The organism is Sorangium sp. So ce117, assembly GCF_051524395.1.
Taxonomy (GTDB): domain Bacteria; phylum Myxococcota_A; class Polyangia; order Polyangiales; family Polyangiaceae; genus Sorangium; species Sorangium cellulosum_B.
The window spans coordinates 9,016,079-9,035,773 of the sequence record NZ_CP150309.1 but is presented as its reverse complement, the minus strand read 5'-3'; the positions used below and the strand labels follow the sequence as shown (position 1 = coordinate 9,035,773).

Below are 19,695 nucleotides of genomic sequence, written 5' to 3'. Positions count from 1 at the left end.
GACGGGCGTAGAGGGCGGTGCTCCGCCGGGCTGCCCTGCCCGGCGAGGATCTGGTAGCCTCATCACGTGGGACTCCTCGCCTGGCTCGGCCTGAAGCAGGGGGGCTCGTTCCCGAACCTCGACGCCCTCCTGACGGAGCTCCGCACGGCGCTCCCGGACGACGAGGCGGTCGTCCTCCGCTACATCGCCACCGTCATCGTCCTGCTCGGCAAGGTTGCCTGCGTCGACGGCCGCTTCTCCGACAAGGAGGACGAGCTGCTCCGCGAGCTGCTCACGCACGTCGACGGGCTCGCGCCGAGCGGCGTCGAGGCGGTGTTCAACGCCCTCCAGGGCAAGCTGCCCGCGCTCCAGGAGGGCGAGGTCGACCGCTGTTACCGCGAGCTCAAGGCGCTCTGCAACGCGAGCGAGCGGGTGGAGGTCGTGCGCCTCTTGATCCGGCTCGCGGCGGCGGACGGCGCGCCCACGCCGGCCGAGCGGGCCGAGATCGAGCGCATCGCCGAGGAGCTCGGCGTCTCGCTCGCTGACATCGAGCCCGACCTCTCCGTCGAGGCCGGCCATCAGGCGGGCTCCCCGGCGCCGCCGGACGATCGGAGCGATCCGGGCGGCGAGCCCCCGGCGTGAGCCGGGCGCGAGCGCGCTCGGCTGATCCGTCGCGCGCGTCGCGCTGCTGCCGGGCGCCAGTGGCGCTCGGCCGATCAGTCGCGCGCGTCGCGCTGCTCGGCGCTGCCTTCAGGGCTCGGAGCGCGGCTCGCGAGGCCGAGCGCCCGTCGCTGCTTCAGCGCCGTGAGCGCCACGAACAGGACGAACAGGACGGCCCCGAGCACCGCCACGAGCACGCCGAAGTTGAAGAGGTAGTGCGCGCCCTGCGCGCCCCCCACCCCCATCAAGAAGATGCCGAGCAGCGCGATGCCCGCGCCGATGACGGGATCAGGGCCGACGTCGTTCTCCGACGTCGCACGCGAGAGCCCGCTCCCCTGGACCCCGGAAGCCTCGTTGCTCATCGGATGGCTCACACGGAGGAGCTTAGCAAACTGGTCCACCGCCCGAAACCCGCCAGCGCCGGACCCGGGCTATGCTGTGCGGGTGAGCACGCCCACCCACCCACGAAACGACCGTCCCTCTCCGCCCGCGCCGTCTGACTTCGCCGGGCGCCGCGTCATCTGCTTCGAGAGCCGCCGCGCCTCCGAGATGGCCTCGCTGATCCAGCGGTATGGCGGCGTGCCCGTCACGGCGCCCACGCTCCGCGAGGTGCCCATCGAGAGGAACGAGCGCGCCCTCGACTTCGCGCGGCGCCTCGCGGGCGCCGAGTTCGACCTCGTGGTCCTGATGACCGGCGTCGGGACCCGGGCGCTCGTGGCTGAGGCGGCGCCTGCGCTCGAGCCGAACCAGGGCGGCGGCGGGGCGTCCGCTAGCGACGGTGGCGCGGACGCCCAGGGCGTATCTCTCCTGGCGGCGGCGCTCTCGTCCGTGCAGATCGTCGTGCGCGGCCCCAAGCCGGCCGCGGCGCTGCGCGAGCTGGGTCTGACCGGGTTCATCACCGTCCGTGAGCCCAACACCTGGCGAGAGATCGTCGAGGCCGTCAGCGCGCTCGGCGACCTGCGCGGAAAGCGCGTCGCCGTCCAGGAGCACGGCGCGCCGAGCCACGAGCTCTACGCGAGCCTCTCGGCGGCCGGCGCGCAGGTCACGCCGGTGCCGGTGTACCGCTGGGCGCTCCCGGAGGACACGGCGCCGCTGCGGCAGGCGCTCCGCCTCATGGCGGACGGCGGCGCGGCGATCACGCTCTTCACGAGCCGCGCGCAGGTCGAGCACGCGCTCCTCGTGGCGGCCGAGGAGGGGCTCGTCGAGCGGCTGCGCGCCGCGCTCGCGCGGGGCGTGGTGGCGTCCATCGGGCCGGTCTGCACGGAGGCGCTGCGCGCCGAGGGGATCGAGCCGGATCTCGAGCCCGAGCACCCGAAGATGGGCCACCTTGTCAAAGCGGCGGCCGCGCGCTCGATCGAGATCCTCGTCGCGAAGGGAAATCGGGGCGACGCGCCCCTGTCGGCTCAGTCTTCGTAGTCGTCGTACGCCTCGTCCTCGTCGGCGGAGCGCGCCACGGTCGCCGGCCGGGGCGCGGGGCCGGGCTCTGCGCTGGCGGCCGCGCGCTCATCCGTGTCCGCGTGGCCCCTGTCGATCAGCTCGGCGCGGTAGAGCACGCGCCCGTCCTCCGCCGTGATCTCACCGCCCACGTCGCCCCAGGCGAAGTCGTCGCTCTGGAGCGTGCGCATCGTCGCCTTCGTCTTGCCGATGCGCACGCGAAAGCTCGTCCGCTGGCACGGGATGGAGGAGCCGCCGACCTCGACGTTCACCGCCTCGCTGCCGAGCACGTCCTCGTTCTCGTCGGCGGCGAGCGCGGTCTTGGCCATCATCGCGTCGTAGGCCGAGAGGGTCGCCGGCCGCTCCGCGCCGTCGTCGATCCACGCCGCGCCGAGGATCTCACCGCGCCTGCTGGGCTCGTCGCTCATGCGGACCCGCAGCGCCTCGGTCTTCTTGCCGTCCTCGAGGGTCACGTCGACCACGAGGACGTCCCCCTCGCGCGCGACCACACGCTGCGTGAGGAGCAGCGGCGTCTTCCTGAAGCTGCCCGAGAACCGGTAGGCCACATAATCGCCGGGCTTGCGCGCGCCGGGCGCCTCCTCGGCGATCGGGCCGCGCTCGTCCGAGCCCTTCGCGCGTTGCGGGACCTCGCGCCGCGCTTGCGCCGCCACCTTGGCGGAGGCGTCCTGCGGGCGACCGGAGCGAGCGTTCGTCTCGATCCCGGCGCCGCAGCCAGCAGCCAGGACCGAGGTGAGGGCGGCGAGGAGGAGCGGTCGGTTCATGCTCGTCCGGTACCGGAGAGCGCTCGCCGTGGCCCAATTTCTGGCGGTTCCCGGGCGCGCCCGCGCGACCGCGCGACCGCACGCGAGCGGTTGTCAGGGCAGCTTGCCGCTCGGGAGCATATCGTCGAAGGCGGCGTCGAACTCGTCCGCGATCATCTCGGCGCCGACGGCGCGCGCGGCCGGCTTCGGGACGTCGATGCGGCGCAGCCGCTCCGCCACGCTGCCGCGCGGGTCGCTGTAGCTCGGGCTCATCCGGGCGACGCGCTGGAAGTAGTAGAGCGCCTGCTCGGGGACGCCGCGCAGCTCGTAGGCGTTCGCGATCTCGTAGGTCAGCGCGAGCTCCTGCTCGACCGTCTTGTGCGAGGCGTGCAGCCCGCGGATGAGCGCGTCGATGCCCGCCTCGATGTTGCCCATCTGGAGGTGGGTGACGCCGATCATCGATTGGCAGACGCACTCTCGCCCGGGGTCGCGGGCGGCGAGCTCGAACTCGCCGATGGCGTCGGCGTAGAGGCCCATCTCCTTGTAGGCGACGCCGAGATCGTAGTGCGTCGACGCGTCGGACTCGGAGATCTGCGCCGCGACGCCCGCCTTGAACTGCTCGAAGACGCTCTCGACGCTGATCTGCCGCGGATCGTCCTGGACGCCCGTCACCGAGCCCGGCACGACCTCGAGCTCGTCGATCATCTTGAGCGACTCGGCGATGTCGAACGCGCGATCCTCGTCCGGCCGCTCGCTGCCGCGCGGGACGGCCCGCGTGCCGCTCTCGTTGTCGGTCGCCGCCCGCACGACCACCCGCGCGTCCGAGGCCAGCTCCGTGACCTCGCGCAGCCGTTCCATCAGGAGCGGGTGGTTCGGCAGCCGCGCCAGCTGCTCCTCGAGGATGTTCCGCGCCTCGTCGAACATCCCGTGCTGCGCGAAGAACTCGACCTCCTCGAGCGCGTCCTCGTCGAGCGCGTCCGCGCGCCGCAAGGAGCCCGGCGGCACGGAGCGGCCCGACACCGGCCGGACCGACGCAGGTCGGCCCGACACCGGGCTGTACAGGGCCGGCGGCGGCGCGGCGAGCACGGGCGGGGGAGGTATCGAGGACGCCGGGGGCGGAGCCTGGGACGCAGCGACGGCGAGGGGGTGCTCAGGCACGCGGCTCGGGTTGACCGACGCCGTCTCCTCCTCCTCGTCGTCGATGGCCTCGAGCTCCTCGACGTCCTCGACCTCTTCGACGTCCTCGATCGGGAAGCTCGGCAGCGGCGGCTCGTTCGCGAACGGATCGTCGAGGTGCGTGACGAGCTCGGGCCGCCGGGGGAGCGCCTCGACGACGCCGTCTTCATCGAGGGTGTACGCGGGCAGCGGCGCGTCGGGGTCGTAGAGGTCCTGGCTCGGCACCTCGGACGCATACGCGTCGTTCTCGCCAGCCGTCGGCGAGGCTCCCGGCCCGGCGGCGTCTTCCTCCGCGAGCTCTTCCTCCTGCGGCACGGCGTAGCCGAGCAGGTTGAGCATCTCCGTGGCCTGGGCGTTGCCGGGATCGAGGAGCAGCACCTCGTCGAGGAGCCTCGCCGCGTCGTCGACGGCGTCCTCGCTGGCCAGCTGCTGCGCGAACGCGAGCATCTGCTCGACGGCGGCGTCCTGGTCGCCCGCCTCGATCAGGACATCGCAGAGCTTCTCGCGCAGCTCTCGAGCGGCCGGCAGCCGGGCGACGCCGCCCTTGAGGAGGGCGACCGCCTTGTCGTACTGCCGGTCGCGCCGGAGGCTCTCGGCGTGCGCGACGAGCTGCCTCGGGCTCGCGATCGGCGACGTCGAGGGCTGCGACGCGCGGAGCGGGATCGGCAGCGCGGACGCGGGCTCGTCGTCCTCGACGTCGAGCTCCTCCGCCTCCTCGTCCTCCGCTTCCTCATCCTCCTCGAGCTCGACGTCGATCGACGCGCGCGTGTTCCTCGACGAGGGCGCGATCTGGGAGGCGAGCTGGCGCACACCCTCGTCGTTCGGGGCGCGCGTGATCAGGGCCGAGACGAGCGCGGTGAACTGATCGACCCGCCCGGCCTCCTTGGCGATGCGCGCCGACTCCTTCTGCACCTCGATCGCCTTGGCCGGCTGCCCGAGCAGGTCGAAGGCCCGGGCGAGGAGCGCGAGCGTCTCCAGGTCTCGCGGGTTCTCCTTGAACGCGATCTGGAGCTTGGTCAGGGCCGACATCGCGTCGCTCGGGTCACCGCGGTCGAGGTAGATCTCGGCGGCCATGCGGGCGAATCGGGCGTCCGGGCGGTGCTGCAGCAGGCGCTCGACCACCTTCAGCGCGTCGTCGCGCCGCCCGAGCTTGAGCAGGAGCTCGGCCGCCGTCCCGAAGCGCTGGATCGCGGCGTCGTAGTCGCGGACCCGGATCAGCGCCTCCGCGAGGCGGAGATAGGCGAGGGGGTTGTTCGGGTCGAGGTCGACGACCCGCTTGAAGATGTCGATCGCGTCGCGGTCGCGCCCCGCGCGGAGCAGGCGCGTCGCGACCTCGTCGTAGGCGGCGAGCGCGTCGCTCGTGAGCCCGAGCTGCGTGTAGATCTCCGCGAGGCGCGGGACGATGTGGCCGAAGCGATCCTCGTACTGCGGGACGTGCTTGTGGATGATCTCGCGGATCTGCTTGTAAACGGCGATCGCCTTGAGCGCGAAGCCCTGGAGGGAGTAGAACTGGCCGACGCGCTCGTAGGTGGTGATCGCCTCGACGTACTCCTCCGTCTTCAGGTAGAGGTCGCCGATCTTGAGCAGCGTGCGGACGTCCTTCGGATCGTCTGCGACCAGCTTCTGGTACTCGGCGATCGCCTTGTCGAAGCGCTTCCGCTCGACAAGCTTCTGCGCGGTCTGGAGTACCTTGTCGCGATCGACCGCCACGGCGATGGGAATCTCCTGCTGAGGGCAGCAAGGCGTTGCTCGGGCGCCTCGTCGGCATCCCTCACCTCGCCTAAAAAACACCTAGCCAATCCCGCCACCACGTACAAGCGCGCGGCACCGGAAGTTCCGGAAGCTACCGCGAAGGTGCTTGTTTGCAGTGTGCGGCCCCCCGGGGGCCCTGTCTGGCGACGCGGCGACCGCCTGGCGCGGTGGCCGCGAGCCCCCGCCCCGGTCGGACGCTGGGCGGTCCGGTCGAGGCGCGTCGAAGAGCGCGCCCTACCTGTAGGAACGCGCTGAACGGCCGGGGATTCGCGAAGATCGCGGGGAAGGTGGCGAGCGCCGCCATTCCCGCGAAGACAGCGTTAAGCCTAGCAGTCGAGCGGCCTTGTTGCACATTTCGTGCGATCTTCCGCGACCCGCGGCCGCCTCGCTGGAGGTCGCGCGACCCCGCGATCCCCGGGTACCCCGCGCGCGCGGGCGATGGTTGCGCGCCGCGCCGGATGAAGGGCAGGGGGTAGGTCGCGAGCTCGGCCGCCGCCGGGGCCGAGCGCGGGCGTCGGCGGGAGGGCGCACCGGAGCGCCGCCGTTTCTCGACCGTCCCGGCGAATGGACCTAGAGTTGGGCACCATGTCGCGCAGCCAGGCCTACCGTGCCCCGTTCGCTCCTGGAGAGGAAAACGCCGTCGACGCCGCGCTTTGCGAGCGGCTCCTCTCGGTCGCCCTGTCCAAGGGAGGTGATTACGCTGACCTCTTCTTCGAGTACCGCGCCGGAGGCGGGTTCACCTTCGACGAAGGGATCCTCAAGGCGGCCTCGCGTGGGGTGTCGATGGGGGTCGGCGTCCGCGTCCAGCGAGGAGACGCGACCGGGTACGCGTACACGGAGGACCTCACCTGGGAGGCGATGCGGCGCGCGGCCGAGACGGCGGCGCAGATCGCGACGGGCTCGGGCGGCAAGGAGAAGATCGAGCTCAGGCGCCGCGAGCTGCCGACCCGCTACGAGCTGCCCAGCATCTCGCTCGACGCCCCCGGGCTCGCGAAGCGCGCGCTGCTCGAGCGCGCGAGCGCCGCGGCGCTCGCCTACGATCCCAGCATCGTCAAGGCGGAGGCGAGCTTCGTCGAGGAGGTGCGCGAGGTCCTCGTGGCCACGAGCGACGGGCGGATGGCGCACGACGTCCAGCCGCTCATCCGCTTCGGCGTGCGGGCGCTCGCCGAGCGCAGCGGAAAGCGCCAGGAAGGCTCGAGCGGCGGCGGCGGGCGCATGACGACGGCCTACTTCGAGGGCAAGTCGCCGGAGTGGCACGCCGAGGAGGCCGCGCGGCAGGCGGTCGCGATGCTCGACGCCCGCGACGCGCCCGCCGGCGAGATGAACGTCGTGCTCGCCCCGGGCGACAGCGGCATCCTGCTCCACGAGGCGGTGGGGCACGGGCTCGAGGCGGACTTCAACCGCAAGGGGACCAGCAACTACGCGGGCCAGATCGGCAAGGACGTCGCGAGCCCGCTCTGCACGGTGGTGGACGACGCGACGCTCCTCCAGTCGCGCGGCACGATCAACGTGGACGACGAGGGCCACGAGCCCGAGCGCAGCACCCTCATCGAGAACGGCAAGCTCGTCGGGTACATGCACGACCGGCTGTCGGCCCGGCACTTCGGGCTCACGCCGACCGGCAACGGGCGGCGCGAGAGCTTCGCCGCCGCGCCGATGCCCAGGATGACGAACACCATCCTGCTCGCGGGCCCGCATGATCCCGAGGAGATCGTGAGGTCCGTGAAGCGAGGCGTCTTCGCGAAGAAGTTCGGCGGCGGCCAGGTCGACATCTCGAACGGCGATTTCGTGTTCTCTCTGACCGAGAGCTACCTCATCGAGGACGGCAAGCTGACCGCGCCCCTCAAGGGCGTGAACCTCATCGGCAACGGCCCCGAGGTGCTCCGGCGCGTCACCATGCTCGGCCACGACGTCGCCGTCTCCGACGGCATCTGGACGTGCGGCAAGGACGGACAGAGCGTCCCCGTGGGTGTTGGCTGCCCCACAATCAAGATCGATCTCATCACGGTCGGCGGAACGCGGATCGGCTGATTTTCAAGGCTGGAACGCCAGGCGGAAGGTAAGCCTCGCAGCGGTATTGGTGGGTTTAGCGCGGTGCGTCTTGCCGGCCCGTCGTGACACCCGTATACGGGGCGTTCATGGCGCGTCGCTCGTTCATAGCCATCGTTGGACACGGACCGGATCTGGAGCGCGACGAGGGTGCCGCATCGGTCTTGCGCTCGCTGGGCGCTGACGTGCGAACCCTGGATCTCTGGGATGATCCACCGCGGCTCTTCCACGACGACGAGAGCAAGGCGCGGGCGATCGTCGTCGAGGCCCTCGACAGGCCGGACCTGGCCGCCGCGGCGCTGCGCGCGCTGCGCCGCGAGCCGCGCCTCGAGGAGGTCGGCGCGCTGGTCGCCGTGAGCGTCGCGCAGATCGCGCGGATCGAGCCGTCCAGCGGCTTCGACGACTTCCTGCTCGTGCCGTATGTGCCCGCCGAGCTCTACGCGCGCGTGCGCCTCGTCGAGTGGCGCCGCAGCGAGTTCGCGACCGAGGAGCGGGTGAAGGTGGGCGCGATCGTCATCGATCGCGCGGCCCACGACGTCTCGGTCGGCGGCATGCACGTGCCGCTCACCGCGAAGGAGTTCGCGCTGCTCTCGTACGTGTGCGAGCGCCGTGGAAAAGTTGTGTCGCGGACGGAGCTTCTTCGCCGTGTCTGGGGCAGCCAGTACGAGGGCGGCGCGCGGACCGTCGACATCCACGTGAGGCGTCTCAGGGCGAAGCTCGGCGCGGCGCTGCCGCTCGTCACGCTGCGCGGCGCCGGGTACCGCCTCGAGTCGCCGATCCCCGGCGCCGGTGGTCCCGAGGGCGGCGATGCGAGCAGGGCGCTCCAGCGGAGCGGGGCCGGCGAGGAGGCCCAGGGCGACGAGCGCGGAGAGCTGCGCGACGAGGACGAGGACGAGGACAGCGACGACGAAGGCGACGAGGACGAGGGCGAGGGCGAGGGCGACGAGGAGGAGGCCGCGCAAGCCAACCGGCGAGCGGCGCCCTCGGCGAACGACGCCACGCCGTCCGGGCGCGAGCGGCGCATCACCCGATGACGTCGCCGGTTCGCCGCGGCGGGGCGCGGGCGACCGCCGCCGGTGCAGCGCGCGGCGGTGGTCGCTCGCGCCCCGCCGGGCCACCGATCGTCGCGATCAGCGTCGGGTGCCCCAGCGGGGTGGGCCCCGAGGTGGCCGTGGCCGGCGCGGCGTCCGTCGAGGGCGCGCGCTGCGTGCTCGTCGGCGATGAGGCGATCATCCGGCGGGCAGCGAAGCTCGTCCGGGTCGCGGCCCGCCGGCTCGTCGTCGTCGATGGGCGCGCCGCCATCGAGGAGCTCGCGCCCGGCACGATCGGGCTCTGGGCGGGCAGCGCGCGGCTCTCGCGGCCGAGCGCGTTCGGTCGGCCCGAGGCCGAGGACGGCGCGGCGCAGCTCGCGTGGATCGACGCGGCGACGGATCTGGTCCGCGAAGGCGTCGCGGCGGCGCTGGTCACGGGGCCCGCGTCGAAGCACGCGATCGCCACGAGCGGCGCGCCGGGGTCCGCGGACTTCCTCGGGCACACCGAGCACCTGGGCCGGCGGCTCCGCGCGCGCGAGGTCACGATGGCCTTCGCCTCGGGCAAGCTCGTGACCGCCCTCGTGACGACCCACGTGCCGCTGCGCGAGGTGCCGGACGCGGTGAGCCCGCGCGAGGTGGCGCGCGCCGCGGTGTGGCTCGCGCGGCTGCTCGGCGATCTCGGCCGCGAGAGGCCGCGCGTGGCCGTCGCCGCGCTCAACCCGCACGCGGGCGAAGGCGGGCTCCTCGGCGACGAAGAGCAGGTGCGGATCACGCCGGGGATCCGCCTCGCGGCGCGTCGGCTTTCGCGCTCGGGCCCCGCGGCGGAGCTGACCGGGCCCGTCGGCGCGGAGACGGCGTTCCGGCTCGCGGCGCGCGGCGCGCTCGACGGGGTCGTCGCCATGTACCACGACCAGGCGACGATCCCGAGCAAGCTCCTGGGCTTCGGCGAGGCCGTGAACGTCACGCTCGGCCTGCCGATCGTGCGCACGAGCGTCGACCATGGCACCGCGTACGATCTCGCGGGAACGGGGCGCGCCGACCCGCGCGGCATGCGCGAGGCGATCGTGCTCGCGGCGCAGCTCGCGGCCGCGCGCGCGCGCTGACGCAGCGACACGCCGGCGCCGCGGCACGCCGGCGCGCGCAGCAAGAAGCCGCGGCTCAGCGCGCCCGTGGGCGGCCGCCGAGGTGCGCGAGCAGCCGCTCGAGCGCCGGCATGCTCACGCCGCGCTCTCGGCCCATCTCGAGGACGGTGGCGCCCATCGCGAGGTGCTGCGCGTGGAGCTTGGGGCCGAAATGCACGTCGAGGAACCGCAAGAACTCCGGGGCCAGCAGGCGCACGAGCGCGATGCCCGGCTTCAGCGTGAGCGGCCCGATGAACCGGAGGAGGAGCTTCGTCCACGGGGCCACCTTGCCCAGCCGGTCCGCGAGCGCCACGGACTCCCTTGTGGCCTCGATCACGGTGCGGAGCACGCCGTCGTTCTCGAGGAGGGCGCTCGCCCCGCCGCCCGCGTCGATGGCAACGATCAGCGGGAAGAACGCGGTCGTGGTGGCCACGTTCTGCGCGCCCACGTCGGGCTCGAGCCGCGCCGGGACACCGGCGCTCGTGAGGCGGCGCGCGAGCTCCTCGAGCGCCGGTCGCTCCGCGGGGGCGCCTCCCTCTTCGTCGATGAGCGTGGGCGCGAGCTCGGTGATCCAGGCGCGGACCACGCCGCGCTCGTCGAGGTAGCCCGAGACGCCCGGCATCGCGGGGGTGATGCGGCGCTGGGCGGCCTCCTCGAGGTCGGCGCGCTGCCTGGGCAGGAGCGGCGTGAGCACCACGGCGGGCGCGGCCGGGACGCCGCGGAGCAGATCCGCCACCGACCTGCCGCCCGCCGAGGTCAGCGCGGCGCCGCCGAGGTCAGCGCGGGGGACGAGCTGATCGAAGCGCACGGTGATCAGGACGACGTCCGCGTCGGCCGGGATCTCGGCCGCGAGGCGCGGGCGATCGAGCGTGTCGCGTCGATCGGCGCCGTTCACCTGCTCGACCACGAACGGCCGTACATCGCCGGCGCGCTCGGGCCGGACCACGAACGTGACGTCGTCTCCCTGGGTGGCGAGGCGCACGCCGTAGATCCGCCCGAGCGCCCCCGCGCCCACGATGGTGACCCGCATGGCTCCCCCGTAGCCTGCGCGGCGCTCGGGGAAAAGGGGGGCCGTCGCCGCCGATCGCGGCAGATCCCTCAGAACGTCCGCTTCGAATCGATGAGGATGGTGACCGGGCCGTCGTTCTCGACGAACACGCGCATGTCGGCGCGGAAGCGGCCCGTGGCCACCGTGAGGCCGCGGGCCCGCAAGGCGGCGACGAAGCGATCGTACAGCGCCTCGGCGCGCACGGGCTCCATGGCGCCGTCGAAGCTCGGCCTCAGGCCGCGCCGGACGTCCCCGAACAGCGTGAACTGGCTGATCGCGAGCACGCCGCCGCCGCGCACGTCCGCGAGCGCCCGCGACATCTTGCCGGCGTCGTCGCTGAACACGCGGAGGCCCGCGATCTTGCTCGCGACGTGGTCAGCGTCGGCGTCGTCATCGTCCTTCGCGGCGCCGACGAAGGCCACGAGGCCGCGCTCGATCGCGCCGACCACCTGGCCTCCGACCTCGACGCGCGCGTCGAGCGCGCGTTGAACGACCGCGCGCATCGCTAGCGCTGCGCGGCCGCGCTTCGACTCGGGGCGGCGGCGGGCTCCGCCCCGGTGCCCGCGCTCAGCCCGAGCTCGCGCATCAGCTTGGCCGTGACCTTGAAGTAGGTGCCGCGATCGTACGGCTGGTTGAGGATGTGGAAGTCCTTCCGCACGAGGCCCACGCAGCCGAAGCAGTAGGTGCAGCCGGTGCAGTCGATCGAGCGAACGAGGTACGACGACTGCGTGCACCGCTCGGACGCGACGCAGTGGCTGCACGCGATGAGATCGCGGCAGCCGCGGCAGTGCGTGCTGTCCGAGGAGCGCTGGGTGTCGACGCAGTAGTGGCACCGCTGCAGCGCCTTCGAGTTGCGGCAGAACGTGCAGTCGACGCAGCGCTCGCACGAGACGCACGCGACGCACCGCTCGTTGCCGGTGCCCGTCTCGAACGTCTGGATCAGCTTGCGGAGCTCGGCCTCGAATTCCGCGCGCGTCATTCCGCCTCGCCGCTCGCTTCGGAGACGCCCTCGCCCGCGCCGCGCCGGGCCGCGCCGTCCGCGGCCGGGGCCTCGGGCCTGCCGCTCACCTGGCGGCGCAGCCGCTCGGCGGCCTCGCGCGTCGCGGGCTCCTCCGCGAACTCCTCGATGCGGCGGAGCCGCGACTCGAGCACGGCGCGCCGCTTCGGCAGCTCGCCGACGAGGATGCCCGCGAGCTCGTCGATCGCCTCCTGGATGCGCTGCTCGTCGCTGTGCTCGAGCAGCTGCAGGTACACGTCCTGCTCCGCGGGGAAGGCGTGGCCGGCGCGGAGGAACTCGTTCGCGGCCTTGGAGATGTTGGGCCGGCCCGACGCGCAGAGCAGCTTCGACAGGAGCCGCTGGCGCTCGACGGCCTTCGGGTCGCTCTGCGGAGGCGGCGCGAGGACGATGCGCCCCGGCGCCTTGGACGCGGCGTCGCGTCCGGACTTGACGCGCCCGCCCTTGCTGTCCTCTGCCTCCGGCTCCTTGCGCGGAGAGAACAGCGCCTCGAGCGCGGCGCGGTGTTGATTGGCTGCCCGCCGGTCCTCGCCGGTCTGCGTCGGACGCGGTAGCCCCGCGCTGTTCGGCTGACCACGGCCATAGGCCGTGTGGAGCTCGGGATTGTGCCAGACCTTGGTTGCGTCTCTACGAATTCGCCGCATGTCGTGCCCCTGGTGACCTCGGAGCGATCATGGACGCGCCACCGGGTTCGGCTTCCGCATCCCGCGTGTGGCGCCCCGCTTGCATCGATGTTGTGGTGAATGAGGCTGGTGCGTGTTGGGCCGGGCGCTTCCCCCGCGATCCGCGATGGCCCGGACGATGTTGCGCAAGGGACGCGACGCCTAACTCCGCGCTGATCACGCTGGCTGCGTTGATCGTGAGGGTAGGGCCACGCCGCAGTGCGTGGTGCGCCGGGCGATACCCGGCCGCGGACCGCGTGACGAGGGGCTCTGCCCCCATGCACCCCGGAGCCGCGCTCACGACCCGACCGCAGTCGCGAGGCAGCTGGGTTCCTACCACAGCCTTTGGTCAGCGCCGCAGAAAATTGGGCTGCCCTCCGCACTTCATGCCATTCCTGCCCTCAGGTTCGGTCCCTTCCGAGCTTGCCTTCCGAGTCTCCCTTCCGAGGTTGCCTTCCGAGCTTGCGAGCTTCCGCGAGGGGCGTCTCGGAGACGCTGTTTCGAGGTTGCCGGTCTCGTCCCAGGTCGATTCAAGAAGCGGACCGCTGACTGCCCTTCCCAATCCCACATCCTGCGGACGGGCGGCGACGCCATGTCTGGGAGATCCCCTCCTTGGCGGATGGCACTCGCACCCGACCCGACTGGAGCTTTCCATGATGAGCCTTCGATCCGTGAGCAGTGCAGGCGCGGCGCCGCGGGACGCAGGGGGAGCTGTGCGCAGGGGGGAGCCGCGTGCGCGCCTGAGGCGTGCTCGCATGGCCGCGCTCTCGGTGCTGGTGAGCATCGTGGTGCCGGCGATCCTGGCGGGGCGGCTCTGCGCGGAGCCGTTGCCCAGGGCGCACGCCGCTGCCGAGAGATCCGGGGAATCGGGGGAAGAGGAGAGCGAGCAGACCCGTCGCGACCGTGCGCCGGCGAGCCCCGCAGGCGCGGAGCAAGCTCCGCGAACGAAGACGCGGGAGAGCTCGCCCGATCGGCGCGTGAAGAGCGCTTCGGCGGCGACCGGTGACGAGAAGACGAACGGGGCGGGGGACCGGAGGGGGAGGGGCCGTGCCCGCAGCAAGGCGCCGCACGCGGCTGCAGACGCGGAGGAAAACGCGGGCGGCTCGGCGAAGGCGGGCGGCGGGAAAAAGGCGGTCGCCAAGAAGAAGGCGGGCGGCGAGAGGAAGAAGGAGAAGAGGCGGGCGGCGCGCACGGCCGAGAGCAAGCGGCGCGGGGCGAAGAAAGGGATGGAGCGGGAGGCGCCTCCGAAGCCATGCCACGGACCGGTGCTCTCGATGGATCGCAGCGGGCTGGAGCCCGAGCGCCTCGAGCTGGTCGACTGCAAAGGGAAGCCGCGCGAGGAGGCCCGGCGCGCCCTCTCCTTGCTTGCGCGCCCCTGGGGCACGCCGCGGCCGATCCTGTCCGACGAGGGGGCGCCCGCGCGGAGGCCGGAAGCGGCGAGCCGCAAGGGGCGGCGCGCCGGCGATGGGCCGCGAGCCGCCGGCAGCAGGGCGAGCTGGGTGCAGGGAGGGGAGATCGCGCCCGGCGTACGGCTGCTCGATCCCGGGCTGCTCTCCCGCATCGACGCGCTGGCGCGGCGGTACCCGGGCCGGCTCGTGTCGCTCGTGAGCGGGTATCGGCCGCAAAGCCAGGGTAGCCTGCACCAGACGGGGCGGGCGCTCGACCTGCGCATCGCCGGGGTGCGGAACGACGAGCTCGCAGTCGCCTGCCGCGCGCTCGCCGACACGGGCTGCGGGTACTATCCGAACAGCTCGTTCGTGCACGTCGATGTGCGCGCGCCAGGGACGGGGAGCGTCTCGTGGATCGATGCGTCCGGACCCGGCGAGGCACCCCGTTATGTGACCGCGTGGCCGCCACCGCAGGACGAAGGGCGAGGGGCGACCGAGCGGATGCCCGGCGAGGACGCGGAGGAGGTGCTCCGGCGGGAGCGCCGCGACAGGACTGCGAGCACGGCGCCGGAGAAGATGGCGGGCCCTGTGCCGAACAAGGCGAGCGCGGCGCCGGAGACAGCGAGCACGACGCAGGAGAAGGCGGGACCGCCGGAGACGGCGAGCACGACGCAGGAGAAGGCGGGACCGCCGGAGACGGCGAGCACGACGCAGGAGAAGGCGGGACCGCCGGAGACGGCGAGCACGACGCTGGAGAAGGTGGGAGCGGTGACGGAGAAGGTGGGAGCGGTGACGGAGAAGGCAGGAGCGGTGCCGGAGAAGGCGGCGAGAGGCGCGCCGTAGTAGTGAGGCGGGATGGGTATCACGATTCCTCGCCGGCACGCCTCGGCGCTCGCCGGTACGTTCGGTCCGCTCGCGATCCATCGCCATGAAGTCATCGCTGCGGGCGCGTCTTATCCCGCCTTCACGCTGGAGCTCGCAGACTGGATCTCGGTGGCCGCGATCACGGATGAAGGTCAGTTCGTCCTGGTGCGGCAGTACCGGCACGGGGTCGACGCGGTGACCATCGAGACGGCTGGCGGCCTCGTCGATCCAGGGGAAGAGCCGGCGGCCGCTGCGCCGCGCGAGCTCCTGGAGGAGACGGGGTATGCCGTGGAGTCGCTCGAGACGCTCGGGTGGGTGCACCCGAATCCTGCGCTCCAGGCGAACCGCTGCTTCCTCTACCTGGCGCGCGGCGCGCGGCGGGTCGGCGAGCCCGAGGGCGACGAGCACGAGAGCACGGAAGCGGTCGTGATGAGCGCAGATGACGTGAGGGCGGCGATGCAGGACGGCCGGATCAGCCACTCGATCGCCGTGATCACCTTGCTGCGGGCGCTCGCCGTCGCGCGTGATTCGTGGGAACGGCCTGTCTGCCCACTCACGCGATAAGCTGCGTTATCGACGTCCTGCGTGAGCGAGAGCACCCGCATCTTTGCGGGCCGGTTGACACGGTCGGACCCGTCGCGTCTTGATGGCCGTCCTTCGCGGGGCCGCCCCTGGAGATCGGGAGCGGCGCGGCGGAGCGCCGCAATGGACCTCACGGCGAAGCCATGGAGACCCGATTGATGAGCCGTGTTCTTCGGCCGACCGCTTTCTTCTCTTCTTGTATTGGCGTTGTCCTGCTCGCGGGGTGCACGAGCTCCTCGCCCGCTCCGCTCGACATGGTGGCCACCACGGACGACGAGGACCGTGGGAGCGTCGGAGTCGAGAGCGCCGCCGCTGGACCCGGCGGCCCAGACGATACGCCGGGCGCCGGCTGCGACGAGCTCTCGGTCGAGCTCCAGCGTGCGCTCGACGCGGCCGTGGATGCGCAGCGGCTCCCTGGCGCGGCCGCCGCCGTGCACCTCGGCGGGTGCAGCTGGCTCGGCGCGGCGGGGGTCGCGGACACCGCGGCCGACGTGGCCATCCAGCCCGGCGATCTCTTCCGCGCAGGGAGCATCACGAAGACCTTCGTCTCCACGCTGGCGCTGATGCTCCGCGCGGAAGGCCGGCTGTCGCTCGACGACGCCGTCTCGGCGTACGTCGGCGGTGTTCCCCGCGGAGAGCAGATCTCTGTGCGACAGATCCTGAACCACACGAGCGGCGTCTTCGATTACACGGCGCTCGACGAGTTCTGGACCGAGGCCTTCGACGATCCGACGCGCACGTGGACCCCCGCGGAGCTCATCGAGCTCGCGGCGTCGAAGCCGCCGTATTTCGAGCCAGGGCGCGGCTTCGCCTACTCCAACACGAACTACATCATCGCTGGCCTGATCGTCGAAGCGGCCTCGGGAGAGCCCATCGGCGAGCTGCTCCGCGCCCGCGTCCTCGAGCCGGCGGGGCTCGCGCACACCTACCTCGACGGCGCCGAGGAGGCCCTGCCCGGCCTCGTGCACGGTTACGGGCGGAGCCGAGGAGAGCTCGTCGAGATGACCTCCGCGATCGACGCGTCCGCGGCCGGCGCGGCGGGCGCGCTGGTCTCGACCACGGGCGACCTCACGAGCTTCTACCGCAAGCTGCTCGACGGCACGCTGCTCGGCCCCGCCGAGATCGAAGAGATGACCGCGTGGGTCGACGCGCCCCTCGGCGAGGTCACCGGGTACGGCCTCGGGCTGTCGCGCCGGGAATCTCCGCTCGGCGTCCAGGTCGGTCACGACGGCGGTATCTGGGGCTTCACGTCGTCGTCTTATTACGTGGTCGACAAGGATGCTTCTATCACCGTGCTCGTCAATCTCGACGGCGGCGATGTCGGCAGGATCGTCGATGAACTGTCGAATGTCCTGATCACGCCCTGAGCCGGGAAGGGGACCGTCGCGTCGATATCGACGCGCACGCGCGCAGGCCGGTGCCGGTCGCTGTCCGCCGCGCGCACACGCGGCGCCCCGCGGCGTGCGAGGCGCGCGCGCGACGCCGAACCACGGTTATCAGGAGCCCGCGCCGCCGTGCGTGGCACAAGCGGTCCGCCGCGAACGGGCCCCACGCTTGCATCGCCATGGACGCAGCCCGCACGGGATGACGCCCGGCAAGACGCTCGCATCGCGAAAGGATTCCGTGATGAAGCTGGTGAAAGCGCTCGGGGGCCTGGCGCTGTCCGGAATGGCGCTCGGCGCCGCGCAGATGGCTGCTGCGGGGAGCACGACGCCCATTCAAGATCTCGTGCTCGTCGAGGAAACGACGAGCTCGGACTTCCCCGACGCCAGGATTCCCCCGGATGACGTCCCATATCATGGGCATTTCAGGCCGTTCAGGCCGTTCGGGCCGCACAGGCCATATGGGCATTTCCGGCCGTTCAGACCCTTCAGGCCGTATGGGCACTTCCGGCCGTTCAGGCCCTTCAGGCCGTACGGGGACTTCCATCCATACGGGCAGCCCCATGACCCCGGGCGATCAGAGGCAACGCCGGCAGAGGACCGCCCCGGGCCGATCATGCGCCTCGGAGAGCCTCGCTGACCTCGATCCAGGAGCGGCGCCGGGGGCGGGTGGGTCCCCGTTCCTCGCGCCGCGCGGAGTGGAAACCGTAGGGCGGGGGCGTCGGTCACGATGCGCCCTCGCCCGGCGCGCCTGACGAGCCGCTCGGGGGGCCGGCGGAGCCCCGCTCCCCCTCGCCGCAGCCCGGGCTGCCACGCGCGGGAGGCGGCGGAGCTCCGCGCGCGAGCGGCCTCGCGCGCGGCGACGGGGCGCGCGGCGCGCCCGGCCCGATGGCGTATGCTGCGCCCGATGCGCTCTCACGACGCGGGCCGCCCAGGCGCCCCGCCCGCCGCCCCCTCGCCCGCCGAGCTCTTCCACCGCATCTTCGCGCTGCTCGCCGACATGGAGGGAGCGCAGAGGGCCAAGGTCATCGACCTCGCGAGGCGCCTCATCCCCACGCTCACGGCCGAGGACATCCGCAACCCGCACGACTTCCCCGGCCTCGACGACCCCGACTGGCACTTCGAGGACGGGCAGCTCGCCGGCATCGAAGCCGTCCGGTTTGCACTCCGCGGCCTAGCGAGCGATGTTCTGGGGGATGGCGAAGGGCGCGAAGCGCGAGAGAGACACGAGAACGACGGCCAGCCCGGAGCGAGCCGCGAAGGCGGCGGCGCGCAAGGTGAATGAGGCGTTCTATCAGCCGTTCTCCACGCTCCGGCAGCTGAACAAGGCCAAGCCGGCGCCCGAGGCGAAGCCCAAGGCGACGGCGGCCTCGTCCAAGGCGACGGCGGCCTCGACCGAGGTGAAGCCCAAGGCGACGGCGGCCTCGACCGATGCGAAGCCCAAGACGAGATCGCCCGCGCCCCCGGGCGCAGGCGCGGCGCCGCGGCCAAGCGCCGAGCAGGCGCCGCGGCCCGTCGACCCCGAGACCTTCGCCATCTACATGGCCGGCGTCCGCGTGCTCGAGGACCGCGCGACCCGGATCCCGGTCACCGCCAGCCGCGTCGAGCGAGCCGCGCTCCCGACGATCACGTTCGATCCGGACGAGGACGCGCGCTCGCGCATGCGCTCGCTCGTCATCGAGGGGATCAAGTTCGAGACCACGGACGACAGCGAGCGCATCGAGGGCCGGCGCCTCGACGTCGATCCGCGCGAGCTCAGGCGGCTCCGCCGCGCCCGCTACGCCGTCGACGGCACCCTGGATCTGCACGGCCTGAGGCTCGAGGCGGCGCGCGAGGCCGTCGAGGCGTTCGTCTGCAAGCGCCAGCGCGACGGCGACCGCGTCGTCGCCATCGTCCACGGCAAGGGCAACCACTCGCCCGGCGGCCACGCCGTGCTCCGCGGCGAGATCGCCGCCTGGCTGAGCAACGGCCGCGTCGCCCGCCACGTCGCCGCCTTCGCGACGGCCCCGGACGCGGAGGGCGGCGCAGGCGCATTGCTCGTCCTGCTCACGCGATGAGGCCGGAGCCGCGCGCCGAGCCCGCCGGAGCGCCGGGGCACGGGCCGCAGCCGAAGGCGCGCGCGCCGCGCCGCGCCCTCGCGCCGGCCGCCGCGCTGCTCGCCCTGGTACCCGCGTGCACGCCGACCCCGGCGGCGCCGCCCGGGCCGCCGAAGCCCGCGCCGCCCGCGCAGGCGGCGTCGACGCTCGGCGACGGCGAGCTCGGCGAATACCGCTCGGATCGCTTCGATCTCCGGCTCCCCCTGCCCGACGCGCGCGGCTTCCGCGTCGAGGACGGCGAGGGCCCCTGGCTCGTCGCGACCCACGCCGCGTCGTCGACGTCGCTGCTCGTGCGCACCTGGCGCGAGGACGGCCGCGCGAGCCGCGCGGCGTGCGAGGCGCGCGCGCGGCTCTGGCGCGACCTGCCGCGCCCCGGCGAGGGCCTCACCGCCGCCGAGCGCCGGATCGACGTGCCGGAGGGGTTCGACACGGTCGTGGCGGTAGGCGTCGCCGACACCCCGCCGGGAGCGCCGATCGACGGCTTCGCGGTCGCCTTCGGCGGCTCCGGCCGGCGCTGCTTCGCCTTCGTCGCGGAGACGCGCGCCGCGGGGCCCTCGGCGGAGCAGCTCGTGGCGGAGCGGCTCGCCGCGGTGGTCGAGATCTCGCTCGGCGGCCTCCGCCTCCTGCGCGAGATCGCGCCCGCCGTGCCGCGCGAGCCGCCGCCGTGAGCCGCGCGAGCCGCCGCCGCGAGCCGC

General features: G+C 72.9%; 18 protein-coding genes. 11 read left to right on the top strand and 7 right to left on the bottom strand.

The genetic code is table 11. The features are described from left to right. The first annotated feature begins 66 nt into the window (after positions 1-66). Positions 67-621 (top strand): TerB family tellurite resistance protein, encoded by a 555-nt coding sequence (locus WMF46_RS33855; protein WP_437980979.1) that lies wholly within the window; start codon positions 67-69, stop codon positions 619-621. Positions 622-695: 74 nt separating this feature from the next. Here WMF46_RS33855 and WMF46_RS33850 read toward each other — a convergent pair whose 3' ends face one another. Next, entirely contained in the window at positions 696-1,001 is a 306-nt protein-coding gene (locus WMF46_RS33850) for a hypothetical protein (protein WP_044966374.1), read from the bottom strand. Positions 1,002-1,083: 82 nt separating this feature from the next. Here WMF46_RS33850 and WMF46_RS33845 point away from each other — a divergent pair, with 82 nt between their 5' ends. Further along, on the top strand, positions 1,084-2,055 hold the full coding sequence (locus WMF46_RS33845) for a uroporphyrinogen-III synthase (protein ID WP_437980978.1): 972 nt from the start codon (positions 1,084-1,086) through the stop codon (positions 2,053-2,055). Here WMF46_RS33845 and WMF46_RS33840 read toward each other — a convergent pair. Then, the gene (locus WMF46_RS33840) at positions 2,043-2,855 is read right to left on the bottom strand and encodes a hypothetical protein (protein WP_437980977.1); all 813 of its coding nucleotides are present in this window, start codon (positions 2,853-2,855) and stop codon (positions 2,043-2,045) included. The two genes, WMF46_RS33845 and WMF46_RS33840, sit on opposite strands and share 13 nt — an antisense overlap. 93 nt (positions 2,856-2,948) lie before the next feature. Continuing rightward, the gene (locus WMF46_RS33835) at positions 2,949-5,720 is read right to left on the bottom strand and encodes a tetratricopeptide repeat protein (protein WP_437980976.1); all 2,772 of its coding nucleotides are present in this window, start codon (positions 5,718-5,720) and stop codon (positions 2,949-2,951) included. Between the two features lie 627 nt (positions 5,721-6,347). Between WMF46_RS33835 and WMF46_RS33830 the strand changes: the two genes are divergently transcribed. The 3 genes from WMF46_RS33830 to pdxA all read left to right on the top strand — a co-directional run bounded on the left by WMF46_RS33830 (position 6,348) and on the right by pdxA (position 9,945). Further along, complete coding sequence (locus tag WMF46_RS33830) at positions 6,348-7,793, top strand: TldD/PmbA family protein (protein ID WP_437294273.1); 1,446 nt, start codon at positions 6,348-6,350, stop codon at positions 7,791-7,793. Positions 7,794-7,996: 203 nt separating this feature from the next. Further along, positions 7,997-8,845, top strand: coding sequence for a winged helix-turn-helix domain-containing protein (locus WMF46_RS33825; RefSeq protein ID WP_437980975.1), 849 nt, complete (start codon positions 7,997-7,999; stop codon positions 8,843-8,845). Then, entirely contained in the window at positions 8,842-9,945 is a 1,104-nt protein-coding gene (gene pdxA / locus WMF46_RS33820; RefSeq protein ID WP_437903686.1) for a 4-hydroxythreonine-4-phosphate dehydrogenase PdxA, read from the top strand. The genes WMF46_RS33825 and pdxA overlap by 4 nt, the downstream gene beginning before the upstream one ends. Before the next feature lie 55 nt (positions 9,946-10,000). Here pdxA and WMF46_RS33815 read toward each other — a convergent pair whose 3' ends face one another. From WMF46_RS33815 to WMF46_RS33800, 4 genes are all read right to left on the bottom strand, one after another. Further along, complete coding sequence (locus tag WMF46_RS33815; RefSeq protein ID WP_437980974.1) at positions 10,001-10,993, bottom strand: ketopantoate reductase family protein; 993 nt, start codon at positions 10,991-10,993, stop codon at positions 10,001-10,003. Positions 10,994-11,061: 68 nt separating this feature from the next. Continuing rightward, a complete protein-coding gene (gene dtd / locus WMF46_RS33810) occupies positions 11,062-11,514 on the bottom strand; it encodes a D-aminoacyl-tRNA deacylase (protein WP_437980973.1) in 453 nt (150 codons plus the stop codon). A gap of 2 nt (positions 11,515-11,516) precedes the next feature. Beyond that, entirely contained in the window at positions 11,517-11,990 is a 474-nt protein-coding gene (locus tag WMF46_RS33805) for a hypothetical protein (protein WP_437980972.1), read from the bottom strand. Then, the gene (locus tag WMF46_RS33800) at positions 11,987-12,670 is read right to left on the bottom strand and encodes a hypothetical protein (RefSeq protein WP_437980971.1); all 684 of its coding nucleotides are present in this window, start codon (positions 12,668-12,670) and stop codon (positions 11,987-11,989) included. Before WMF46_RS33800 ends, WMF46_RS33805 begins: the two co-directional genes overlap by 4 nt. 773 nt (positions 12,671-13,443) lie before the next feature. Between WMF46_RS33800 and WMF46_RS33795 the strand changes: the two genes are divergently transcribed. The 6 genes from WMF46_RS33795 (at position 13,444) to WMF46_RS33770 (ending at position 19,668) form a co-directional block, all read left to right on the top strand. Then, entirely contained in the window at positions 13,444-14,919 is a 1,476-nt protein-coding gene (locus WMF46_RS33795; RefSeq protein ID WP_437980970.1) for a DUF882 domain-containing protein, read from the top strand. A 12-nt stretch (positions 14,920-14,931) separates the two neighbouring features. Next, positions 14,932-15,504 carry an NUDIX hydrolase gene (locus WMF46_RS33790; RefSeq protein WP_437980969.1) on the top strand — a complete coding sequence of 191 codons (573 nt, stop codon included), beginning with the start codon at positions 14,932-14,934 and terminating at the stop codon, positions 15,502-15,504. Between the two features lie 176 nt (positions 15,505-15,680). Then, positions 15,681-16,889: a serine hydrolase domain-containing protein gene (locus WMF46_RS33785; RefSeq protein ID WP_437980968.1), complete on the top strand. Its 1,209-nt coding sequence runs from the start codon at positions 15,681-15,683 to the stop codon at positions 16,887-16,889. Between the two features lie 922 nt (positions 16,890-17,811). Beyond that, positions 17,812-18,189, top strand: coding sequence for a hypothetical protein (locus WMF46_RS33780; RefSeq protein ID WP_437912358.1), 378 nt, complete (start codon positions 17,812-17,814; stop codon positions 18,187-18,189). Beyond that, on the top strand, positions 18,182-18,961 hold the full coding sequence (locus WMF46_RS33775; protein ID WP_437980967.1) for a Smr/MutS family protein: 780 nt from the start codon (positions 18,182-18,184) through the stop codon (positions 18,959-18,961). The genes WMF46_RS33780 and WMF46_RS33775 overlap by 8 nt, the downstream gene beginning before the upstream one ends. Beyond that, positions 18,958-19,668: a hypothetical protein gene (locus tag WMF46_RS33770; protein ID WP_437980966.1), complete on the top strand. Its 711-nt coding sequence runs from the start codon at positions 18,958-18,960 to the stop codon at positions 19,666-19,668. Before WMF46_RS33775 ends, WMF46_RS33770 begins: the two co-directional genes overlap by 4 nt. Positions 19,669-19,695: the final 27 nt, after the last annotated feature.

Bases quoted from the DNA above. Each gene is read 5' to 3' on its own strand.
- pdxA (WP_437903686.1), top strand. From the start codon at position 8,842: ATGACGTCGCCGGTTCGCCGCGGCGGGGCGCGGGCGACCGCCGCCGGT.
- WMF46_RS33790 (WP_437980969.1), top strand. From the start codon at position 14,932: ATGGGTATCACGATTCCTCGCCGGCACGCCTCGGCGCTCGCCGGTACG.
- WMF46_RS33800 (WP_437980971.1), bottom strand. From the start codon at position 12,670: ATGCGGCGAATTCGTAGAGACGCAACCAAGGTCTGGCACAATCCCGAG.
- WMF46_RS33780 (WP_437912358.1), top strand. From the start codon at position 17,812: ATGCGCTCTCACGACGCGGGCCGCCCAGGCGCCCCGCCCGCCGCCCCC.
- dtd (WP_437980973.1), bottom strand. From the start codon at position 11,514: ATGCGCGCGGTCGTTCAACGCGCGCTCGACGCGCGCGTCGAGGTCGGA.
- WMF46_RS33805 (WP_437980972.1), bottom strand. From the start codon at position 11,990: ATGACGCGCGCGGAATTCGAGGCCGAGCTCCGCAAGCTGATCCAGACG.
- WMF46_RS33830 (WP_437294273.1), top strand. From the start codon at position 6,348: ATGTCGCGCAGCCAGGCCTACCGTGCCCCGTTCGCTCCTGGAGAGGAA.
- WMF46_RS33785 (WP_437980968.1), top strand. From the start codon at position 15,681: ATGAGCCGTGTTCTTCGGCCGACCGCTTTCTTCTCTTCTTGTATTGGC.
- WMF46_RS33840 (WP_437980977.1), bottom strand. From the start codon at position 2,855: ATGAACCGACCGCTCCTCCTCGCCGCCCTCACCTCGGTCCTGGCTGCT.
- WMF46_RS33795 (WP_437980970.1), top strand. From the start codon at position 13,444: ATGGCCGCGCTCTCGGTGCTGGTGAGCATCGTGGTGCCGGCGATCCTG.
- WMF46_RS33850 (WP_044966374.1), bottom strand. From the start codon at position 1,001: ATGAGCAACGAGGCTTCCGGGGTCCAGGGGAGCGGGCTCTCGCGTGCG.
- WMF46_RS33815 (WP_437980974.1), bottom strand. From the start codon at position 10,993: ATGCGGGTCACCATCGTGGGCGCGGGGGCGCTCGGGCGGATCTACGGC.
- WMF46_RS33770 (WP_437980966.1), top strand. From the start codon at position 18,958: ATGAGGCCGGAGCCGCGCGCCGAGCCCGCCGGAGCGCCGGGGCACGGG.